The following is a 20,938-nucleotide window of genomic DNA, read 5'->3' as shown; positions in this document are numbered from 1 at the left end:
TGATCCTCTGGCCGTAGTTTTATTGTTGGCAATGGGATTTGATATGTTGAGTATGAACGCTCGAATATTACCGCGCGTGAAATGGGTTATTCGTAATTTCTCATTAGAGAAAACCAAAGAATTATTAGAAGAAGTTTTAAAAATGGATGATCCCAAAGATATTCGTCTTCATATGGAAAATACTCTCGAAGAAGCAGGTTTGGGGGGGCTAATTCGTGCGGGAAGGTAAAAAATACTGAGTTTTCTCAGATTATTTCTGTTTGAATTCCTTGCAATAAAGTCATAGGCTTGAGGAGTTTATAATGCTTCATTATCCAAATATTAATCCAATAGCCTTTAAACTAGGGCCGATTAAAGTGCATTGGTATGGACTCATGTATTTAGTGGGATTTGTATCTGCTTGGGGGTTAGCCTTATATCGTGCTCGTCAACCCCAGCGAGGGTGGAATCCGGCGCAAGTTGGCGATTTAATTTTTTACAGTGCGTTGGGGGTAATTATTGGTGGTCGGTTAGGTACATGATTTTTTATGATTTTTTTAATTTTATTGCTAACCCGTTGACTATTTTTGAAGTATGGCATGGAGGTATGTCGTTTCATGGTGGTCTTATTGGAGTGGGAATAGCTATGTGGCTTTTCAGCCGCCGAACTAAAAAGCAATGGATGTATGTAACCGATTTTTCTGCACCTTTAGTGCCCTTAGGTTTAGCAGCAGGAAGAATCGGGAATTTCATCAATGGTGAATTATGGGGACGGGTCACAACAGTGCCTTGGGGAATGGTCTTCCCCGATGATGTGGGGCCTTTCCTGCGTCATCCCTCACAGCTCTATGAATTCTTTTTAGAAGGAATTTTGCTCTTTATTATTATATGGTGGTTTTCTGATAAACTTCGACCACGATTTGCGGTAACATCCTTATTCTTACTCTTTTATGGATTATTTCGCTTCACGGTGGAATTTTTTCGTCAGCCCGATCCGCAATTGGGATATATTGCATTTGGGTGTTTGACTATGGGACAACTTCTATCGTTACCAATGATTATCGGCGGCGGGTTATGTTTGTGGTGGGCATATCGGCACAGGGAACATTAAAATGATTAAACAATTCGTTCTTAATTATATTACTTTCATTGGCGGCGATATTTTTTAGAACTGAACTGAGGCATATTTTAGATGGATTAATTTATGTTTACTAATTTATGTTTACAATTATATTACGCGAATGCTTCATATGATCTTTTTCCGATGATGCAGCGGGAGGCTGATTCAAAATATGATAGCCCTCTTAATTGTTCCCCTGCTGGCTAGCTTTATCATTGCGAGTGTATTTTGGTTGATTAAACGTGTGGCTATGCTGCATATTATGGCCGTTATATGATGGGTACTTTCGTTAATCTTGCTAACAACCATGGTAGCGCAAATGCATATGATGCCATCGGCGAAGTAAGCTTCGGCAAAAACAAATCTCGTAGTGATAGGATGATGAAACAATACCTCGAGTTTTTAAATTTTATTCTGGAACACGGTATTAGTAAGAAAAATCGAACTGGCGTTGGGACACGTAGTATTTTTAGCTACGAAATGCGGTTTGATTTGCAGCAAAGATTCCCTTTAGTCACGACAAAGAAAATCCATCTAAAAAGCGTTATTTATGAATTGTTATGGTTTTTAAAAGGCGATACTAATATTCAATATTTAAATGATAATGGCGTTACTATATGGGATGAATGGGCAGATGAAAATGGGGAATTAGGGCCTATTTATGGAAAGCAATGGCGTCATTGGCAGTGTGTTGATGGGCGGATCATCGATCAAATGGAACGACTCCTTGATACTATAAAAACTAATCCTGATTCACGACGATTGATTGTTAGTGCTTGGAACGTAGGGGAATTAGATCAAATGACCTTGCCGCCATGTCATTTGCTTTTTCAATTTTACATAGTTGATAGCACGATTTCCTGTAAATTGACCCAACGGTCAGCAGATGCTTTTTTAGGGGTACCTTTTAATATCGCTTCTTATTCGTTATTAACACATATGGTAGCTGAACAATTTGATTTAAAAGTAGGAGAATTTATTTGGTCGGGAGGCGATTGTCACATTTACAATAATCACTTGGACCAAGTTCGTGAACAATTATCGCGTCCTCCTCGTGAATTACCGCAATTAAAAATCAGACGAAAACCGGCATCGTTGTACAATTACGATTTCGCTGACTTTGAAATTATTAATTACAATCCTCACCCGGCTATTAAAGCGCCGGTGGCGGTCTAGTTTTTTTGACGCAGTTATTTTTCCAAAAACTATTGCATAGGTTTCAAATTCATCCATTAACTTGGTTATAACGAACGGACCTTTAATTCGGGCTCGTGATCTACTCCATTCCTATTTTCTTCATCCACTTTATTGTTTTCATTTTCTTGAGCAGCCTCCAGATTAGGAGCAGAGTTATCAGCTGCTGGAAAGTTTGGTGGTGCAAAAAATCTATTTTGGAGTCTTTCTAATCCCTGATCAAATGCCTCCACTGTTCTCATAAGGAGAAAGAGCAAAGGCATTGATAAAACTATTATGGTACTAATTAGCTTCAATCCATCACCACTGCAGATTAAGTGGCTTATAAGAAGCAGCGAAGAACTAAATAGCAGAAACAGTTTCTTTCTCGCCGAAAGACTTTCTTGAAGAATCGAGCATTTAAAAATTTCTCCTCTTTGATTTAATTTTTTCCTTTGGATAACAAAATACAGAAATCCTAATAGAAACTTATAAAGAAAAAATTATAAAAAAATCATAGGATGCGTTTAGAACGCATTGAAATCTCTCGAAAATTAGACGAAGGAAACAGATCCATTAATATTTAAAAAGTTCGTGATCGGCTTATTATTATTGTTGTTGTTAGTAGTTGTTGTTGTTAGTAGCCCACCTCAGTTATGGTCAAGGCAATGTTTGTATTGTAAACACCGCTACGAAAGTAGGTCCTGATGTGCTCATTCTTTAATGTGAACTTAAGGTAAATCTGGTATCTACAGATCAATACAGTATATATGTTCCCCCCCCAGGCAGGTCAGTTTATCCAAATATACCGAAAGTACAATTTGTAGATATTTAGACATGGTACAAAAATTGACTTGGTGAAAATAATGTCCATCTCTGTTACTACAGTAATGGGATCAGAGAGAAATCCTCTAATGATATTTCTAAAGCCGAGATACGGAAATTAGATTATTTTAGAGCTTAAGCTTCTTTTAAGAGAAAATTTAATAAGCTCTCAGAGACGTAAATCGAAGGATGATTTAAATTGCTTTGTTTTTAATCGAAATGAAAGTGGGAATGATGATACCTTGGAGATGTTAGGCGAGATTGGAAAGAATTCCCTCTTTTGGGCTGCGGGCATTGCCGCAATAGGAATTGCTGTAAAAGGGATATTCTGGTGTTTTGGAAAGTTGGGAAGAGTGGATGAACAACTTGGGAACTAGGCGGCTCCTCGACTAAAGGTATGGCAGCGTCGACACCACTAGCACTATAGAAGAAGTAAGCGCAACTTAAAGTGGTGTCATAGGTGTGACTTTGATTTTCTGAAATAAAAAATTCCCTGAGGTAGACCAGGAATTTTGTTATAGGAGTTTTTTATTAGAAATGGGCATTTAACCCATGCAACATAAGAAACGCTTCATACAATTGGTAATCTGTTTTTGCTAATTCTAATTGAGCTTCCAATAGTTTTTTTTCTTGTTCAACCGCTGTTTTCGAGCTTTTAACCATATCATTGGGTAAATGATTTTGGAAATCTGCTTCATCGAGGGTTAAGCCCATTTCAGCAGGCTTGATGGTAAGTTCGGGCACAGTAACGTTTGGAATAATTCCTTTTTCTTGAATTTCTCGACCAGCTGGGGTGTAGTACAAAGCCGTGGTTAATTTAATGGCATCGTCATGACCAATAGGCAACACAGTTTGAACAGATCCTTTTCCAAAGCTCGGCGTACCCATAATGATGGCGCGTTTATAATCTTGAAGAGCACCTGCTACGATTTCTGAAGCAGAAGCAGAGCCTCCATTAATTAACACCACCATCGGAGTGTTAGAAATTAAATCCCCCGAGGTAGCTTTGATCTTAATGTCGGCGCCGGGAAATCGACCTTTGGTATAAACAATGTAATCGTTATATTGATGAATTTTATTGGAATCGAGAAAACTATCAGCTACTCCAGCACTGACATCCAAAAGTCCGCCGGGATTATTGCGCAAATCAAGAACTAAACCTTTCAAATGACTATTGGACTCCGTTTTCAATTTAGAAATTGCCTCATGCAATTGTGTGACCACAGGCCCTTGGAAAAAGGTAATTCGAACGTAGCCGTAGCCTGGTTCCAACATCTTACTTTTTACGCTAATTAAATGAATCGGTTCGCGAGTGATATTAAAAATAAGAGGTTTATCCATAAATTTTCGTAAAACCGTTAATGTAACACTGGTGCCTTTCTTGCCTTTTATCCTACTCACTGCTTCCGGTAAACTCATATTTTGAACCAGTTGTCCGTTAATTTTTAAGATAAAATCATTGGGTTTAATTTCGGCGCGGGCAGCAGGAGAGTCGTCTAGCGGACTAATGACTTTTAAAAGTCCATCTTTTGAAAGAGTAAGTTCAATGCCGATGCCTATAAATTCGCCCGATACAGTCGTTTTAAGCTCTTTCAAATCGTTAGTGTCGAGATAGCTGGAATGAGGGTCAAGGCTGGTGATCATGCCACTAATGGCACTATTGAACAATTCATCATTTTCAACATTTTTAATGTAATAACGGTGGATAAGGGCTATAGTGGTAACGAAGCGTTGAATATTCTTTTTTGACAATTCATCGTTTTGATTTTCAATTTGCGTTGGCGTTATTGTTGGCAGCAATGGATGAGGAATAGCTAGGGTGGATGTAAAAAAACTTAAGACCAAACCAAAAAATGATGTTACGAATACAATTTTACCTTTAGAAATAGATCGCAGTTTATCTCTGCTGATTGACCAGCGTAACTTCATCGATTTTCTCATCGCTCGCACCATTCTAAAGAATTTAGAGGTTTAGCATTATGGCGAATAGCAAAATAAAGTGCTGGTTTTTGTCATAGCCGCCGCTTCCTCCTACAGTGGCTACCAAATCGCCTTTTTGGACTACGGCACCGGACTTTATATATAAAAAATAATTCCGTCCATAAAGTGTCATATAACCATGTCCATGGTTGATAATCAATAAAAATCTATAATATGGCAACCACTTAGTGAAAGCTACTTTGTCGGAAGCTACTGCATAAACGAGCTCGTCTTCGGATGCTGCGATCAAGATGTCGTCTCATTTTAATTCACTGTAGTTGATTGAAGTGCCAAAATAAGGAAGAAGGGTACCTTTCATGGTACCAGGTCAAATAACCTTTTAATTTAGCAAAATCCACTTTCATCACTGCCTCACGTCGAGCGCGTTGCTCGATACCGACTAGCGTGTTTTCTAATAGTTGTTTGTTGGTTAATAATTCATCCAGTCGCTGATTTTTAGTTTGAATTTCATTATATAAGATCTGAAATGGCTTGTTGACGCTCTCGTTTTTGTATTTCTAATCTAGCAAGAATTTCACGTTTCTGATTTTGTAATTTTTGTAAAATCGCTGTTTGGGATTTAATTTCAGTTTGATTATTCTGCAATTAACTAAGAGTTACTTGCAAATCGTGAATAGCAATCAAATGATTTTGACCAAGATAATGATAATACATCAAAAGCTGGGTGACACGATCCGAATTATTTTGATTCAGAATGAGCTTGAGATAAGGCTCTCGTTCCAATATATAGGCAGAACGGATTTGTTGAGCGAGACCCTGATGCTGAGTGGCGAGCTTAATTTCGTATGCTTTTTCATCCCGGTTTAATTTTTGTAATAACGCAGTTTGTTTTTTAACGCAGTTTGTTTTTTTAAATACTCTTCTATTCTTTAAAAGTGGAACCGTATCCCGTTAGAAGCTATCTCCGCTGATTTAAGTTTTTTAAAATAAATGACTCGTTTATTTTGATCTTGTGACAGAATGGCTTTAATAGTTGCAATTTTATGATTAATTTTTTTTGAGGTTGGAAGGATAAGGATCTGCAGCAAAACTCAATGGAAAGATTATCTCGATCAGAAAAGTGAGAAAAAGGATAAGCAAATTCCCTTGCATATTATTTCAAAATAATTAAGTTACGTCCTGTCATTTCAAATGGTTTTTTGAGCCCGATAAGGAAGAGCAAAGTTGGCGCTACATCATCCAAAGCGCCAATTCCTTTTTGGAATTGAGCTTCTTTTCCTACGTAAATCAATGGTACCAGATTACAGGTATGAGCTGTATGCGGTTGTTTTGTTTTTTCGTCAAACATTTTTTCTGCATTGCCATGATCGGCTGTAATTAGGGCTTCACCGCCGGCTGATTGCAATGCTTCAAGAATACGCTTTAGGCAATTATCGATCGTGTGAATAGCCGTCTTGGTAGCCGCTTCTTCACCCGTATGGCCCACCATGTCCGGATTAGCAAAATTGCAGACAATAAGATCGTAATCACCATTTTTAATCATTTCTATGAGTTTATCCGTTACTTCCTCAGCACTCATTTCAGGTTGAAGATCATAAGTGGCTATCTTGGGCGACGGAATTAACATTCGATCCTCTCCCGGAAAAGGGATTCTTGACCGCCATTTAAAAAATAAGTTACGTGAGCGTATTTTTCCGTTTCAGCAAGTCGCAGTTGCCGAAGACCCAAACGAGATAAATATTCACCCAAAGTATTGGTTAACTGGATCGGTGGAAAAGCGACGGAGGTATCGAGATTTTTTTCATAGGTTGTTAGAGTTACGAAACTGGCGAGCTTTGGGGTTACTTTTCTCTCGAAAGCTGTAAAAGAGTTATCAACAAATGCGTGCGTGAGTTGCCGAGCGCGATCAGCGCGAAAGTTCATAAAAATGATGACGTCGCCATCTTGCACGGTTAGGCGTTTTCCCCCATTGTGATGGATGCTAGTCGGTTTAATAAATTCATCGGTTTCGCCTTGTTCATAAGTAAGAGCAAGCCCCTCTTCGGCGGTGGCAGCGTGATGAGTAGCAATTCCTTTAGTTAATAAATCATACGCTTTTTGGGTTCGATCCCAGCGTTTGTCGCGGTCCATAGCATAATAACGGCCGATAAGAGATGCGATCTTGGACTGGGTAGTACCCTTAGAAGGAGATTGAGAATAACTAAGGAACTGTTTATCAATTTTTTTAATAGACGATAACGCCGATTTTGGTGGAGTATCGCGGCCGTCCAAGATAGCGTGTAAATAATTTTTTTTTACACCCTGAAGATGCACCAATTCGATCATTGCTGCAATTTGGGTATCCCGACTATGTACCCCGCCATGTGATAACAAACCAATTATATGGACGGCTTTGTCATGCTGTTTGGCTTTTTCGATGGCATCAATAAGAACAGGATTCTTGAAAAATTCACCGCTTGAGATTGCCTTATCAATTCGAGTTAAATCTTGAGGTACTTTCCGACCGGAACCAATGTGAAGATGCCCAACTTCTGAATTGCCCATTTGCCCTTCTGGTAAGCCTACCGTACTACCCGAAGCGTGCAATAGTGTATGAGGCAATGGAGCCATAATTCGTCTAAGGTGGGTGTATTAGCGAGCTTGATCGCGTTATGGGCTGTTTTTTCACTTTCCCCGAACCCATCAAGAATAATGAGTACCATAGGCTTAGGGCGATGTTTTGCTGGTTTATTGGTTGGCTGGCTCATTCGGCAAATCTCGTTAGGTTAAGGCTTGTTAAAAAGGCGATCATTTTACCTGTTCCAAGAAGTTATTTCGAGGGGTGATCCATCCATAGAACCTGAAAAGTGGCTTTGAATTTTAATCCCATTTGCAGTTAAATGATGGCCATGAAAAACAAGCTCCGTATGGTACCTGGCGATCGCCTATTAGTGCAGAGGTGGCAGCGGCTTCCTCTCGCGTTCTCATGAATATTGAATCATCCGGCGAGGATATTTATTGGCTGGAACGCGTCCAGAAGAAGTAGGGCGGCATGTGATTATGCACCTTTCGCCGGAAGGCAAAATGCATGCTGTTACGCCTTTTGGTTTTCATGTCCGTACTCGTGTTCACGAATATGGTGGGGGAGATTATCTCGTGGATCGGAACATAATTTATTTTGCTAATGACAAAGATCAGCGTTGGTATCGCCAAAAGCTTGGCGATACCCCGAAGCCAATTACCCCTGCTGTCGAGAAAATGAAACTTCGCTATGCCGATGGGGTTATAACTCCTGATAAAAAATGGCTGATTCTCGTTCGGGAATCGCATGGAAAAACTGTTGAAAATGACCTAGTGGGTCTTTCTACGGATGGAAGCCAACAAATTAAAGTATTAGCACAAGGTTATGACTTTTATTCTTTCCCCCGTCTAAATATCTTAGGAAATAAAATTGTCTGGACTTGTTGGAATCAGCCACAAATGCCGTGGGATGGGACCGAACTTTGGCAGTCTGATATTACGGCCGAGCTTGAATTAAGCAATATCCAAAAGATTGCCGGAGGGGTAGGTGAGTTTATTTCTCAGCCACGTTTTGGCCCTGATGGAAAACTTTATTTTCTTTCAGACAAAAGTGGTTTTGGAAATATTTATTGCTACGATGGCACACAATTCGAAACTATTTGTCCAATGGAACGGGAGTGCGACTTTCCGCAATGGAATTTTAGACTCAAAAGTTATGACTTTTTAGATGAAAATCGCTTAGCTGTTATTGTAACGGATAAAGGTGAACAAACATTGGGAATCATTGAAGACAGTTATTATTCGCCTTTAAATCTGCCTTTTTCAAATTTTGCGCCGACGTTAGTAGCCAAAAATAATCGGATTATTTTTATTGCAGCAAGTCATAACAAGTTTCCTGTCTTAGTATGTTATGATATTAATCATAGTCAATTAAATATCTTATATGAGAGCACATTGCTAAAAATTGATGAAAAATACCTTTCATCGCCAAAATCGATTGAATTTCCTACAGCAGAAGGAAAATCAGCTTACGGTTTTTATTATCCTCCTTATAATGAAGATTATACAGCTCCACAAAATGAAAACCCTCCGCTAATTGTTATTAGTCACGGCGGACCCACGGGTGCTACTTCCACAGCATTAAATTTAAAAAACCAATTTTGGACCAGTCGCGGATTTGCTGTTTTTGAAGTTAATTATGGTGGCAGTACGGGTTATGGAAAAGCTTATCGAGAACGTCTAAAGGGGCAGTGGGGTGTTGTCGATGTTGCTGATTGTGTCAATGGTGCTACTTACCTAGTAAAACAAGGAGAGGTGGATCCTGAACGATTAATTATCCGCGGAGGAAGCGCCGGCGGATATACAGTATTATGTGCCTTAGTTTTTTATGACATTTTTTCATTAGGAGCAAGCTATTTTGGTATTGCGGATTTGGAAGGTTTTGTGGACGACACCCATAAATTTGAGTCACATTATTTAGAAACATTAATAGGAAATTATCTGCAAAAAAAAGCGGTTTATAAAGCTCGATCGCCCTTTAATTGTACAGAAAAATTATCTTGCCCGATTATTTTTTACAGGGATTGGAAGATAAAGTTGTACCACCGGCTCAAGCCGAAATGATGATTGCCGAAATGAAAAAAAGGAACTTCCTTATGCTTATGTGACCTTCACCTATGAGCAACATGGATTTAGGGACGCAAAAAATATTAAAACGGCTCTTGAAGCTGAGCTATATTTTTTCAGTCAATTTTTTCATTTTAGACCTTCTGATAACTTACCACCTATTAAGATAGAAAATCTGGATAATTTAGTTGAGTCAATAGCATGAGCATTAAAATAAATTTCATTGGGGTGGGGCGCGTGGGAAAAACTATCGCTAAACAAATCGTAGGTAGAAATGTTGCTCTTATTCAAGGAGTTTGTAATCGCTCATTAGAAAGCGGCAAGAAAGCAATAGCCTCTATTGGACAAGGAGAGGCCTTCGCGAGCATCCGAGAATTGCCACCGGCTGACATTACTTTTATTACCACTTACGATGATGTTCTAGAAACTTGTTGCCAAAACTTGGCAAAGAGCCCTAATCTGAAATCGGGAAGCATTGTGCTCCATTGTAGTGGTTCTCTTTCATCGGATCTATTGATTTCTGTAAAAGAAAAAGATTGTTACATTGCTAGTGCTCACCCGATGCGAAGTTTTACCAAATCTTCTAATATAAGTAACGATTGTGCTACTTATTGTGCTCTCGAAGGCGATGATAAAGCGCTAAGTTTATTATCTCACCTTTTTAAAGCAATGAATTATTCGATTTATCCAATCGATAAGAAAAATAAAGCCATTTATCATGCTGCAGCCGTTTTTGCTTCGAATTATTTAGTGACCTTATGCGATAGTGCTTTATCTTGTCTAAAAAATGCAGGAGTAATGGGCGAAGACGGAATTAAAATGATTTTAAATCTAATGAAAAATACTCTAGATAATCTTGATTTTGCTCAATCAACTGAAAGAGTTTTAACGGGACCTATCAGCCGCGGTGACTTAGAGGTGATTAAGCGTCACTTACAAGTGTTGTCAAAAACCAATTTAATAGGGCTTTACAAAGTACTTGGTTTATCAACCTTAACACTTACAAATTTACCTGATAGTAAAAAAGAAGCCCTCGCCTTAATGTTTTCATCTTGAAACGGATACTTCGAGCAAAAGTATAAAAAGGGACCCGCTTACATCCCTTGGGTGAATCAAGTATACTTGCCAAGGTTTTACTATATGAACGCGTTATATTATGAAAAAGTTACTTCAATTCTTTATTAATCATTGGCTTTTAGTTACAGCGTTTATAATTGCCTTGATTGCCTTATTTATTTTAGAGGCTCGAAGTAAAGGGCTTGGCGGAAATAATCGTTTGACGCCTTTTAAGGCAGTCTGGTTCATTAATAATGAAAAGGCTGTAGTTATTGATATTCGTGACCCTAAAACCTTTGAGAAAGGACATATCACCCATGCGGTTAATATTCCTGCCACTGAATTTGATAAGAGTTTGAAAGGGCTCGAACAATATAAAGAACAACCGTTAATCATTGTTTGTGGGATGGGCCAAAAATCTCCTTATTTTGTAAATAAATTGCGCAAACAAGGCTATCAAAAAGTTTATATGCTTGCTGGCGGTATAGGGGCATGGTTCAATGCTAATATGCCTGTGGTGAAATGATATGATTAAAGTAGAAATTTACACCACTGATTATTGTCCTTATTGTTTAAGAGCCAAGGCCCTGCTTGAGCAAAAAGGAGTGGATTATATAGAAATCCGTGTGGATAAAGAACCCGCGAAATTTGAAGAAATGATCAAGCGAAGCAATGGACGACGCAGTGTTCCACAGATATTTATAAATGATCGAGGAATTGGTGGTTTCGATGACTTGTGGAAGTTAGAGCAAAGAAAAGAACTGGATAAGTTGTTAATTTCTAATAAAAATGAGGAAAACTGATGGCAGAAAAACAAAACGTTAATCAGCCAAGTAATCCCCCAGAATTTGCAATCCAACGATTATATGTGAAAGATTTGTCATTTGAATCGCCACATAGCCCTCATGTGTTTTTTGAGGAATGGAATCCGGAATTAGATTTGAATTTAGCCACTAAGACAAATGATTTGGGAAACCACAACTATGAAGTGGTTTTAACCGTGAAAGCTATGGTTAAAATGAAAGAAAAAATTATTTTTATAGCTGAAATTTTTCAGGGTGGGATTTTTATTATAAAAAATTTGCCTGAAGACCAAATGCGACCAATGTTGGGAAGCTTTTGTCCTAATATCCTTTATCCCTATGCACGCGAAGTAATTACAGATATGGTTGTTCGTGGAGGATTCCCTCAGCTCTATTTGGCACCAGTGAATTTTGACTTGCTCTTAGAACAGCACGATCGTTTCCAAGAGAATAACGATAGTGATCGTGTGGATTAGATATAATGGATCGCCATCGTCCTCTAACTATCCTCGGTGCTGGTTCTTGGGGAACGGCTCTGGCTCTTTTATTGTCTCGGAAAAATCAAAGTGTTCGACTCTGGTCTCACGAAGAAAAACATGTGCAGGAAATGCAATCCGAAGCAATTAACCGCCGTTATTTGCCAGATCACCCCTTTCCGAAGTCGTTGTATGTTTATTATGATTTAGAAGCGAGTCTCGAAGGAGTGACGGATATATTAATCGTTGTGCCTAGTTTTGCTTTTCAGAAAGTCGTTCAACGGATTAAACCTTATGCTAATTCCCACGGCCGTATCGCTTGGGGAACTAAAGGTCTTGCAGCCGGTAATCGTTTGTTGCATGAAGTCATCGAAGTAGAATTAGGTCGATTACCTATGGCGGCATTATCGGGGCCAAGCCTTGCTACTGAGGTGGCAGCTGGATTGCCGACTGCGGTAACAGTGGCCAGTAATGATGCAGATTTTTCTCAGAATTTAATTGAACGACTACATAGTCCTTATTTTCGAGTGTATCAAAATAACGATTTGGTAGGAGTTGAAATCTGTGGAAGTGTAAAAAATATATTAGCCATTGCAGCCGGAATCAGCGATGGGTTGGGGCTGGGCGCGAATGCTCGTGCTGCTTTAATCACCCGAGGATTAACTGAGATGGGCCGTTTGGTTAAGACCTTGGGTGGCCGACAAGAAACCTTAATCGGATTGGCTGGATTAGGTGATTTAGTCCTTACTTGTACGGATAACCAATCACGTAATCGCCGGTTCGGCTTAGCATTAGGGGAGGGTGTCAGAAAGGAAAATGCGGAGCAAGCGATTGGTCAGGCGATTGAGGGTCTTTATAATACCAACCAAGTTTGGTCACTCGCAAAAAAACATAAAATTGAAATGCCTGTCACCCAGCAAATTTATCGCATTCTGCATGAAAATCTTAATCCCAAACAGGCTGTTCATGAACTTTTACATCGGTCTGCTAAAACAGAAACTTAATGCATTTTCTAAAAAAATTATAAAATCCTTAATTAAAGGGATGAGTTGAGCCCTTGTTGCCGCCAAGCTTCGTATAAAATAATAGAAACGGCGTTGGCAAGATTAATGCTGTGCTGTGTAGTAACCCCTATGGGAATGCGAATTTTCTGAAGTTCCAGAAACCCATCTCGAATATTTTGTGCTAAGCCACGACTTTTCGGACCAAATAAAAAATATCTGAAAGCTAATAAGAGACATTGGAATAAATGGTCTTTCCTTTAGTAGTGCAGGCAAAAATGCGACGATTGGGGAACGCTTTTTTAAAGGCAACAAAATTTTCATGTTGGATAACCATTGTCCATTTATGATAATCCAATCCCGCTCGGCGCAATGGTTTTTCGTCTAGCTGAAACCCTAATGGATGAATTAAATGCAATTGGGCGCCGATATTGGCGTGCAAAAAAATGATGTTGCTCCTTATTGGGCGGGCGGGGGAATCTCAGGCTGAAAAAGCGCTACATGAAACATTATTAGAGCCTTTTTTCTGCCACCAACCACAAAGAGAGAATCAAGGGTGATGAACTTCCTAAGTGCCGTGGAGAGATTTGAGCTTCTGAATCGGGTGAATTTTTCGAATCCTCTATCTCCTTCCAGCATTTATTTCATCATCTCGTGTTGATAATGCATCCCGCAATTGTCTGGGTGCTCTGCGATTAGGTGCTTTCCCCTTCATCCCCATGACCCCAAAACCACCCATCCGCGACAGAGGAGTGGAGAACAACAAGAACACAGTGCTACAAAATATAGCAAGATAGTGAGGGCCGCTAAAGTAAAAGCGCTATCTGGGTCGAGTCGATTATCGTTATCGCTTTTTTATCCGAAAAAATAACAGCTTTTATGGTTATGAAAAATACTCCTAATAGGCAAAGTAATCCGAAAGCCACCCTATTTTCTTGTGGGTGGTTAAATTCAGGAAGTCAATAATAGCGCCTCTGGTCGGCTCGCGAATCCAACGATGTGGGTTCTCTATATCAGGAATCTTCTTTTTCACCCTGGGATATCGAATTCAAAATTCCGGGTCGTTGAAGAACGCATTGACAATAGTTGAGAATAGTTTGTTTTATTATTTTTTGAAGGTGAAAGGATACTTCCGGTTTCATCTTCAAGCCTTTGCTTCGCCAATAAGTTTCTAAAGCGCTTTGGAACGTTTCAGGCACTCCAATATTTTTTTAAACTATTAAAGTTAATCAATTGAGGATCAGTCTCATCCGTCCTTTCTTGTTAAACTGCGGGCAGATGGTCCATTGAATCCAATGGATTTCTTGCTCGCAATTCTTGTCTCATTGAGCGTAGAAAACTTTCAGGATTTTATGTATAAAGCTTATTTTCTAACTCTGTTAAGAGTGCATCTATCCAAGGAATAATCTGATTATCAAAGCTTTCCAAAAGAGATTCATTCTCAGCGTGCATAAACTCTCTCCTCTTTAGGCATTGTAGCTCGAATTAAGTGGGGCGAAAATCTATTAGAACTATATCCTCCCGGGGTTATCACCTAATGTCCGTGACTGATATTTGGTGCCTTGGTCGCTTTCGTTTTAGGGAAAGGATATAATCATTTTCGTTTTCGGCGATAACTTATTGCATTGCTGCAAATAAGTACTCTGTACAGAACCGTAGGGGTCAGAATCGGCGTCAACAGCAGGCAGATTAATCTCCGTCCCAAGCCCGACCCCCACGAATGTTGACCCATTTTTCAGTTCCGTAATAGTGTAACGAAGGCTTTTAGGATGTAAATAGGGCCACGGGGAGGTTATAATCGATAGGTTGAGTAAGAGCTACTTGGAAGGTAGTTGGCCCCAGAAAAGGGAGCAACAAATAAGTAGGTTGTTTATGGCCACTATAAAAAGTCAATGTTATTCTAAAATCTTCATGATGCTTGGGGCAGGCCCATTCGCGTGGCTATATCAAAGAGCCTTTCGATTCCAACAGTCTTATTGATGATAAAACGCCAAGCATCAATAAACATCCAATGAAATTTGCCTTGTAAAACGTCATTGGGCACCGTGGTTAACATGTCCAAATTGGTGAAGGTGGTTAGAAGAAATATCGCGTTGCAAAGGCAGCGATGTAATTGTTTTATAGATTTTTGGTCTCACACACATGCTGGTAAACTAAGTAATCTACGGCCTGATCAAATCCAAACATTGCTCGATTAATTTTTTCATAAGGGTCTTGAAGATTGATCGAATTTTTTACACAACTGATTAAGGGCATCATCGCTCCTAGGCAAAATAACATCAAAATAGATTTTATTTTCCGCATGATTAGTTCTGATTTAATTTCAGCATGATAATGAAAATGATATACTTTTTGCCGTGGCTAAAGATTTATCAAACAAAATAGTTTTAATAACTGGACCTTCTAGTGGTATCGGACGGGCTTGCAAAGCTGATTCATGCCGACGTTTATTTTTTCCCCCTCGATGTGAGAGATTTCAATTCGGTTAAAAACTAATTACATCAATTACCGGCTGAATGGTAGAATGTGGATGTCCTTATAAACAATGCCGGGCTTCTTTTGGTTTGAGAAATTTGAAAGAGGGGAACTCAATGATTGGGATACGATGATTGATACTAATATAAATGGGGCGTGTTGTACGTCACCTATTATGTATTACTTACAATGCTTAAACGCAACCAAGGGCATAATATTATTAACATCAATTCGCTTGCCTCCCATCAAGTTTATCCGAGTGGAGTTTTGTATATTGCACTACCAAATTTCCACTGAGAGCGATTAGTAAAGGATTAAAAATAGATGTTCATGGTACGCCAATTCGAATAAGTTCCGTTGATCCTGGTGCCGTTGAAACTAATTTTTCACGAGTACGGTTTAAGGGTGATGAGGAAAGAGCTAAAATTACCTATCAGGGGTTTTCATGCCACTTTCTTCTCAAGATATCGCTGAGAAGGTTGCATTTTGCGTGACTCGCCTGCCCACGTGGATGTACGAGAAATTAAAATTTATCCTACTGCACAAACAGCTGTGCACATGGTGAATCGGAGTGAATAATGAAAATTGTGAATATAGCTGCTTATAAATTTATCACTTTAACAAAAGAACTATTGTCGGATTTGCAAAAAGTGCTGCGAGATAAAGGAAAGGCATGTCGATTGAAAGGTACAATTTTATTAAGTTGCGAAGGGATTAATCTCATGTTGGCCGGGGAGCCCGAAGCTATTTCAGCCTTTCAAACATTTTTAGAGGATTTCCCTGAATTTAACGATTTATTTTATAAAGAAAGTTCTTCTTCAACATATCCTTTTAAAAAATTTATCGTTCGGATTAAAGAAGAAATTATCACGATGCGTTACCCCCATATTAATCCTGAAAAAGAAACGGCTTCGCATATTTCCCCTGAAACGTTTCAGCGCTGGTATCAAGAAAACCGTGATATGGTAATTCTCGATACACGTAACGATTTTGAAGTGACTATGGGAACCTTCACTAACACTATTGATCTTAATCTTCGATCATTTAGCGATTTTCCTCGGGCTATTGATAAACTGGCAGAGTCCTTGAAAGAAAAACCTGTTGTGACTTTCTGCACGGGAGGGATTCGTTGCGAAAAAGCAACTGCGGTGATGTTAAAGAAAGGATTTAAAAAAGTTTATCAACTGGATGGTGGCATCCTCAATTATTTTAAGAAATGCGGTGGAGCTTTTTTTAAAGGGAAATGTTTTGTTTTCGATGACCGAATTTCTATTGAAGCCTCATAATAATTAGTCTAGGTTCGAATCGCCACAATACCCATTGTAACAATACCAAGTAAAGTGGCGAGTATTTTTTGATAGCGCTTTAAAGAGTCACGTGGGGGATGAAAATGCTCATAGCCTCCATGAAGCGTGCCAATGTAAAAGAAGCTGCCGGCAGCAAAGGCGCTAAATAAGCTCGTGATAATAGCGGCCGTTTGCGTTTGAAGAAATGATTCAATAAAAGCAGCCACGATGATTCCAAACGGAGTCACGAAAGTAAAAGCCCATAAAATTACTTTAATTTTCTTTTCTTTTTTAATACCCCGATTTAGTCCTATCATTAAAGCAAAGCTTTCAAACCCTTTGTGAGCAAGAATAGCGATTAGTAGAATCAAAACAATGCTGGCTGAATCGGAAATGCCGAGTGCGGCTCCAGCAATGAAAGCATGAACCGACAAAATTCCTGTTAACATCCAAGCACTCGCCGTACACATTTGCTCGGCGGAAATAATTTGACGTTGTTTTTCTCTCAGTATAATTGAACGCTCAAGGCTAAACAGAAGTAAAAATACACACCCCATAAGCACAATAACCAGCACATAGGAGCTCAATGCACTGAGTTCGTTCGATAGCCTCTGAACGGCGTCAGGGAATAAATGAAAGACGGCTGCTCCTAGAAAGATACCATCAGCAAAAGCATCACCCATTGATAATAAATGTTGATAACGGCGAATAAAATGTAAGGATGCAAAACCTGCCGTTAGGGTAACGATGGCAATGATAAGGATACTTAACCCCTTATAAGCAAATAATAACACACTAACTCTCCTAGCAGAAATACATTGGAACTGCTACATTAAACTCTACTTGTTTCAATAAATAGGTTAATTATGAATCTAGATTATTTAGATTTTGAACAACCCATTGCAGAGCTTCAGGAAAAAATTGACGAACTCCGTCGAGTGGGTAACAGCCAAGAGTTCAATCTTAGAGAAGAAGTGGCTAAGTTGGAAGAAAAAAATGCTCAATTGACGCGCCAAATCTTTTCTGATTTAAAAGCACACCAAATTGTGCAATTGGCGCGGCATCCTTTGCGCCCGCATACTGTCGATTATCTTCAGCGGATGTTTTCAGATTTCAATGAGTTACACGGTGATCGCCATTACGATGACGATACTGGCATTATTGGAGGATTAGCTCGTTTAGATAATGAACCGGTTATGGTAATTGGCCAGGAAAAAGGTCGGACTACTAAGGAAAAAATCTCTCGCAATTTTGGTATGGCAAAGCCCGAAGGATTTAGAAAAGCGCTGCGGTTAATGAACTTGCTGAACGATTTTCAATTCCGGTCATCACGTTAATTGATACGCCGGGTGCTTATCCCGGGGTGGGTGCTGAAGAACGCAATCAAAGTGAGGCCATCGCCCGAAATCTTTATGAAATGTCACAATTAAAAACTCCGATTATCTGTACCGTAATTGGGGAGGGTTGTTCCGGGGGCGCATTAGCCATTGGAGTAGGAGATCGTACTTTAATGTTGCAATATGCCTATTATTCCGTAATTTCGCCCGAAGGTTGTGCTTCTATTTTATGGAAGAGCGCTGAAAAAGCAGGTGAAGCTGCCGAAGCGCTAGGGCTAACTGCAGAACGACTCAACGAATTAGGCTTGATTGATGAAGTAGTGAAAGAACCGCTCGGGGGCGCGCACCGCGATGTCGACGCTATGCCAGCGAAACTCAAAAAACGCCTACAGTTAAATTTGTCTACCTTGCAGTCCAAACCTATGGATACTCTTTTGGAAGAACGTTATCGTCGGTGGTTAAGTTACGGCAAGGATTGAATGCGTGTTTATGCCAGAAAAACTTTCCGCGGTATTAACTACCCTCACGAGCTATTCCCGTTTTTACATCGCCTATAGTGGGGGGCTGGATTCTCATGTCCTTTTACATGCAATGAGTGAATGTCTTAAAAAGAATCCGCTTTTGTACATTCAGGCTGTGCATATTAATCATGGACTTAATCCAAAGTCTGATCAGTGGGAGCAACACTGTCAACATATTTGTGAGAAATTAAAAGTACATTTTCAGGCGGAACGGTTAAGACTAACAATTCGTCCAGGCGATAGCATTGAAGCGGTTGCCCGAAAAGCCCGTTACGAAATATTTCGCCGTATTATTTGCGAGGATGAAAATATTTTAACAGCCCACACCCAAAATGACCAAACGGAAACTTTTTTATTGCAGTTAATGCGTGGCTCCGGTGTCAAAGGATTAAGCGCTATGCCAATGAAAAAGAAATTAGGTTCCGGACATTTATTGCGTCCGCTATTAAATTTTAATCGCTATGAATTAAAAATTTATGCTGAAAAAATCATTTGCATTGGATTGAAGATGATATGAATCTAGAATTGCGCTTTAATCGCAATTATCTACGCCATGAAGTATTACCTGTTTTACAGCAGCGGTGGCCGAAGGTGTTTGCCATTGTTTCACGGTCAGCAAGCCATTGTGCTGAAGCCGCTATTTTGCTTGATTGGTTAGCGGATAATGATTTGCAAGCTATGCAAACAAGCTCGAAATTGGCAATTAAACCCCTTTTGCAATTAATGCCTGAGCGACAGCGAAATATTTTGCGACGGTGGATTTCTCGTGAGGGATTTCTTGCACCTCAAACTAAGCAATTAGAGCAGATACGAAAAGACGTATTGGAGGCAAAAGAAGATGCAAATCCCATTTTTACTTATGGTGACGTAGAAGTTCGTCGATATGAAAATGAGCTGTATTTATCAGCTTTTTCACCGCTCTACGATACCAGCTTAATTATCCCTTGGGACTTTCAGGGCTGTTTGGCCCTTCCCAATAATTTAGGCATTTTGAAAGCAGTAAAACGAAAGGGTAAGGGAATTAAGACTGCAATTAATCTGTGTGGGTTAACAGTACGTTTTCGGCAAGGGGGAGAACGATGCCGACCAGTAGGGCGAAAAAAAAGTCATTCATTAAAAAAATTAATGCAAGAATGGAGAATCCCAGTTTGGCAACGCGATTCCATACCGTTAATTTATTGTAATGAAACATTAGTAGCTGTTGTGGGTTATTGTATTTGTGAGGGATTTGTTGCAAAAAGCTCAGAATGGGGGTGGGTTATTAATTTCGAGACAGGCAGATTAAAATAAATTTTATTTTACGTTTGAAGGAGTTATGAAATACCGATTGAGTATTAAAATATGCATTGTGCTAGTTGCGTAGCTAGTATCAAAACTGCATTGAAAGACGTCCTTGGTATAAGATCTGTTGCGGTAAATTTGGCTACGAAACAAGCGGAAATTGAGAGGATATATCGATCTGAAAAAATTAATTGAGGTAGTCAAACAAACAAGGATATGAGGCGCATTTTGACATCGATGAGGGAGATTTACATACTGACGAATTTCAAAATTGTTTCCGTAATTTAATCAAAAAAAAGCCTTTGTAGCAGCTATTGTAAGATTTCCTTTGATGATTAATAAATTTTGGCGCTTCCATCCGTAAATCAATCATGCATTCAATGGCTGGCTGTGGGTTATTATTAGATTCTTTTGTTTCTTTGTTCTTTATTATTCTTCGTGGCCATTGGATGAACACCTGCGCGTTAGGCTGGGCAAAAAGTCCCTGTGGACGGAAAAATTATTGAAGGGAGTTCCCTAATTGATGAGTCATGGAAAAATTCTCGGTCTTCTAACTATTGTTCATCCGATTAAATCAGATTCTAAAAGAGTACTCGCTAGATTACGACAAATGGGATTAAAAATTGTCATTTTTACTGGAGACAAAATCTAATTACGGCAAATGCTGTGGCTCAAGCAGTGGGGATTCAAGAAGTGATTGCTGAAGTACTTCCAGAAGATAAAGCAAAAAAAGTCAAAGAATTGCAACAAGAGGGGAAAAAGTTGCGATGGTTACTAATCGAATTAATGATGCGCCTGCATTGGCTACAGCCGACGTTGGTTTTGCCATTGAAGCGGGGACGGATGTAGCAATTGAAAGTTCTGATATTACCTTAATTAGTAGTGGATCCCTCCTAGGGGTTGTTAATGCCATTGCAATTTCTAAGGCGACATTACGCAACATTAAACAAAATTTATTTGGTGCATTTGTTTACAATATACTCGGAATTTTCTATTGCGGCAGGCATTTTTTATACACTTGTGGGGCTATTATTAAGC

At 39.3% G+C, this 20,938-nt stretch carries 18 protein-coding genes and 7 pseudogenes; 16 read left to right on the top strand and 9 right to left on the bottom strand.

What is annotated here, in order from left to right:
* The 3 genes and pseudogenes from B1F79_RS04945 to B1F79_RS04935 all read left to right on the top strand — a co-directional run.
* Nucleotides 1-229: pseudogene (locus tag B1F79_RS04945) on the top strand (phosphoenolpyruvate--protein phosphotransferase); the annotation flags it as partial.
* Between the two features lie 73 nt (nt 230-302).
* Nucleotides 303-1,090 (top strand): annotated as a pseudogene (lgt, locus tag B1F79_RS04940) (prolipoprotein diacylglyceryl transferase).
* A gap of 390 nt (nt 1,091-1,480) precedes the next feature.
* A complete protein-coding gene (locus tag B1F79_RS04935; protein WP_251366229.1) occupies nt 1,481-2,275 on the top strand; it encodes a thymidylate synthase in 795 nt (264 codons plus the stop codon).
* Between the two features lie 65 nt (nt 2,276-2,340).
* Here the strand turns inward: B1F79_RS04935 and B1F79_RS04930 are convergent, their stop codons facing one another.
* The 5 genes and pseudogenes from B1F79_RS04930 to gpmI all read right to left on the bottom strand — a co-directional run bounded on the left by B1F79_RS04930 (nt 2,341) and on the right by gpmI (nt 7,785).
* Nucleotides 2,341-2,556: a hypothetical protein gene (locus B1F79_RS04930; RefSeq protein ID WP_251366226.1), complete on the bottom strand. Its 216-nt coding sequence runs from the start codon at nt 2,554-2,556 to the stop codon at nt 2,341-2,343.
* A 1,072-nt stretch (nt 2,557-3,628) separates the two neighbouring features.
* A complete protein-coding gene (locus B1F79_RS04925; protein ID WP_372443157.1) occupies nt 3,629-4,942 on the bottom strand; it encodes a S41 family peptidase in 1,314 nt (437 codons plus the stop codon).
* 118 nt (nt 4,943-5,060) lie between these two features.
* The gene (locus B1F79_RS04920; protein ID WP_251366225.1) at nt 5,061-5,327 is read right to left on the bottom strand and encodes a M23 family metallopeptidase; all 267 of its coding nucleotides are present in this window, start codon (nt 5,325-5,327) and stop codon (nt 5,061-5,063) included.
* A 221-nt stretch (nt 5,328-5,548) separates the two neighbouring features.
* Nucleotides 5,549-5,683 (bottom strand): hypothetical protein, encoded by a 135-nt coding sequence (locus tag B1F79_RS06435; protein ID WP_285896409.1) that lies wholly within the window; start codon nt 5,681-5,683, stop codon nt 5,549-5,551.
* Between the two features lie 508 nt (nt 5,684-6,191).
* Nucleotides 6,192-7,785: pseudogene (gpmI, locus tag B1F79_RS04915) on the bottom strand (2,3-bisphosphoglycerate-independent phosphoglycerate mutase).
* 250 nt (nt 7,786-8,035) lie between these two features.
* Here gpmI and B1F79_RS04910 point away from each other — a divergent pair.
* From B1F79_RS04910 to B1F79_RS04885, 6 genes are all read left to right on the top strand, one after another.
* Nucleotides 8,036-9,661: a S9 family peptidase gene (locus B1F79_RS04910; RefSeq protein ID WP_251366224.1), complete on the top strand. Its 1,626-nt coding sequence runs from the start codon at nt 8,036-8,038 to the stop codon at nt 9,659-9,661.
* Between the two features lie 204 nt (nt 9,662-9,865).
* Nucleotides 9,866-10,720 (top strand): Rossmann-like and DUF2520 domain-containing protein, encoded by an 855-nt coding sequence (locus B1F79_RS04905; protein WP_251366223.1) that lies wholly within the window; start codon nt 9,866-9,868, stop codon nt 10,718-10,720.
* A 100-nt stretch (nt 10,721-10,820) separates the two neighbouring features.
* Nucleotides 10,821-11,246: a rhodanese-like domain-containing protein gene (locus tag B1F79_RS04900; protein WP_251366222.1), complete on the top strand. Its 426-nt coding sequence runs from the start codon at nt 10,821-10,823 to the stop codon at nt 11,244-11,246.
* 1 nt (nt 11,247) lies between these two features.
* Nucleotides 11,248-11,523, top strand: coding sequence for a glutaredoxin 3 (gene grxC, locus B1F79_RS04895; protein ID WP_251366221.1), 276 nt, complete (start codon nt 11,248-11,250; stop codon nt 11,521-11,523).
* Nucleotides 11,523-11,999 carry a protein-export chaperone SecB gene (gene secB / locus B1F79_RS04890; RefSeq protein ID WP_251366220.1) on the top strand — a complete coding sequence of 159 codons (477 nt, stop codon included), beginning with the start codon at nt 11,523-11,525 and terminating at the stop codon, nt 11,997-11,999. The genes grxC and secB overlap by 1 nt, the downstream gene beginning before the upstream one ends.
* A gap of 5 nt (nt 12,000-12,004) precedes the next feature.
* The gene (locus tag B1F79_RS04885; protein ID WP_251366219.1) at nt 12,005-13,003 is read left to right on the top strand and encodes an NAD(P)H-dependent glycerol-3-phosphate dehydrogenase; all 999 of its coding nucleotides are present in this window, start codon (nt 12,005-12,007) and stop codon (nt 13,001-13,003) included.
* A 32-nt stretch (nt 13,004-13,035) separates the two neighbouring features.
* Here the strand turns inward: B1F79_RS04885 and B1F79_RS04880 are convergent.
* From B1F79_RS04880 to B1F79_RS07085, 3 genes and pseudogenes are all read right to left on the bottom strand, one after another.
* Nucleotides 13,036-13,510, bottom strand: a pseudogene (locus tag B1F79_RS04880) (tRNA (cytidine(34)-2'-O)-methyltransferase).
* A 1,254-nt stretch (nt 13,511-14,764) separates the two neighbouring features.
* Nucleotides 14,765-14,923: pseudogene (locus B1F79_RS07090) on the bottom strand (MlaA family lipoprotein); the annotation flags it as partial.
* Nucleotides 14,910-15,062, bottom strand: coding sequence for an MlaA family lipoprotein (locus B1F79_RS07085; protein ID WP_372443156.1), 153 nt, complete (start codon nt 15,060-15,062; stop codon nt 14,910-14,912). The pseudogene B1F79_RS07090 and the gene B1F79_RS07085, both read right to left, overlap by 14 nt.
* Nucleotides 15,063-16,053: 991 nt before the next feature.
* Here B1F79_RS07085 and trhO point away from each other — a divergent pair.
* Complete coding sequence (gene trhO, locus B1F79_RS04875) at nt 16,054-16,761, top strand: oxygen-dependent tRNA uridine(34) hydroxylase TrhO (RefSeq protein ID WP_251366218.1); 708 nt, start codon at nt 16,054-16,056, stop codon at nt 16,759-16,761.
* A gap of 8 nt (nt 16,762-16,769) precedes the next feature.
* Here trhO and B1F79_RS06635 read toward each other — a convergent pair whose 3' ends face one another.
* Nucleotides 16,770-17,555: a ZIP family metal transporter gene (locus tag B1F79_RS06635; RefSeq protein ID WP_251366217.1), complete on the bottom strand. Its 786-nt coding sequence runs from the start codon at nt 17,553-17,555 to the stop codon at nt 16,770-16,772.
* Nucleotides 17,556-17,627: 72 nt separating this feature from the next.
* On the opposite strand from B1F79_RS06635, the pseudogene B1F79_RS04865 reads away from it, so the two are divergent.
* From B1F79_RS04865 to B1F79_RS04845, 6 genes and pseudogenes are all read left to right on the top strand, one after another.
* Nucleotides 17,628-18,577: pseudogene (locus B1F79_RS04865) on the top strand (acetyl-CoA carboxylase carboxyltransferase subunit alpha).
* 10 nt (nt 18,578-18,587) lie between these two features.
* Nucleotides 18,588-19,136 carry a tRNA lysidine(34) synthetase TilS gene (gene tilS, locus B1F79_RS04860; RefSeq protein WP_251366227.1) on the top strand — a complete coding sequence of 183 codons (549 nt, stop codon included), beginning with the start codon at nt 18,588-18,590 and terminating at the stop codon, nt 19,134-19,136.
* Entirely contained in the window at nt 19,133-19,909 is a 777-nt protein-coding gene (tilS, locus tag B1F79_RS04855) for a tRNA lysidine(34) synthetase TilS (protein WP_251366216.1), read from the top strand. The genes tilS (B1F79_RS04860) and tilS (B1F79_RS04855) overlap by 4 nt, the downstream gene beginning before the upstream one ends.
* A gap of 51 nt (nt 19,910-19,960) precedes the next feature.
* Nucleotides 19,961-20,095 carry a heavy-metal-associated domain-containing protein gene (locus B1F79_RS07080; RefSeq protein WP_372443155.1) on the top strand — a complete coding sequence of 45 codons (135 nt, stop codon included), beginning with the start codon at nt 19,961-19,963 and terminating at the stop codon, nt 20,093-20,095.
* Nucleotides 20,096-20,566: 471 nt separating this feature from the next.
* Nucleotides 20,567-20,749 carry a hypothetical protein gene (locus B1F79_RS07195; RefSeq protein WP_251366215.1) on the top strand — a complete coding sequence of 61 codons (183 nt, stop codon included), beginning with the start codon at nt 20,567-20,569 and terminating at the stop codon, nt 20,747-20,749.
* Nucleotides 20,668-20,938, top strand: a pseudogene (locus B1F79_RS04845) (heavy metal translocating P-type ATPase); the annotation flags it as partial. The gene B1F79_RS07195 and the pseudogene B1F79_RS04845, both read left to right, overlap by 82 nt.

This window comes from Coxiella-like endosymbiont of Rhipicephalus sanguineus, from assembly GCF_018687865.1.
Note: the sequence above shows the minus strand (reverse complement) of the source record. Positions and strands in the feature narration are given on the sequence as shown.

Excerpts from the sequence above, each read along its gene's own strand:
- B1F79_RS04935 (WP_251366229.1), top strand. The coding sequence starts at position 1,481 with ATGAAACAATACCTCGAGTTTTTAAATTTTATTCTGGAACACGGTATT.
- B1F79_RS04885 (WP_251366219.1), top strand. The coding sequence starts at position 12,005 with ATGGATCGCCATCGTCCTCTAACTATCCTCGGTGCTGGTTCTTGGGGA.
- tilS (WP_251366216.1), top strand. The coding sequence starts at position 19,133 with ATGAATCTAGAATTGCGCTTTAATCGCAATTATCTACGCCATGAAGTA.
- trhO (WP_251366218.1), top strand. The coding sequence starts at position 16,054 with ATGAAAATTGTGAATATAGCTGCTTATAAATTTATCACTTTAACAAAA.
- secB (WP_251366220.1), top strand. The coding sequence starts at position 11,523 with ATGGCAGAAAAACAAAACGTTAATCAGCCAAGTAATCCCCCAGAATTT.
- grxC (WP_251366221.1), top strand. The coding sequence starts at position 11,248 with ATGATTAAAGTAGAAATTTACACCACTGATTATTGTCCTTATTGTTTA.
- tilS (WP_251366227.1), top strand. The coding sequence starts at position 18,588 with ATGCCAGAAAAACTTTCCGCGGTATTAACTACCCTCACGAGCTATTCC.
- B1F79_RS04930 (WP_251366226.1), bottom strand. The coding sequence starts at position 2,556 with ATGCCTTTGCTCTTTCTCCTTATGAGAACAGTGGAGGCATTTGATCAG.
- B1F79_RS04900 (WP_251366222.1), top strand. The coding sequence starts at position 10,821 with ATGAAAAAGTTACTTCAATTCTTTATTAATCATTGGCTTTTAGTTACA.
- B1F79_RS04905 (WP_251366223.1), top strand. The coding sequence starts at position 9,866 with ATGAGCATTAAAATAAATTTCATTGGGGTGGGGCGCGTGGGAAAAACT.
- B1F79_RS07080 (WP_372443155.1), top strand. The coding sequence starts at position 19,961 with ATGCATTGTGCTAGTTGCGTAGCTAGTATCAAAACTGCATTGAAAGAC.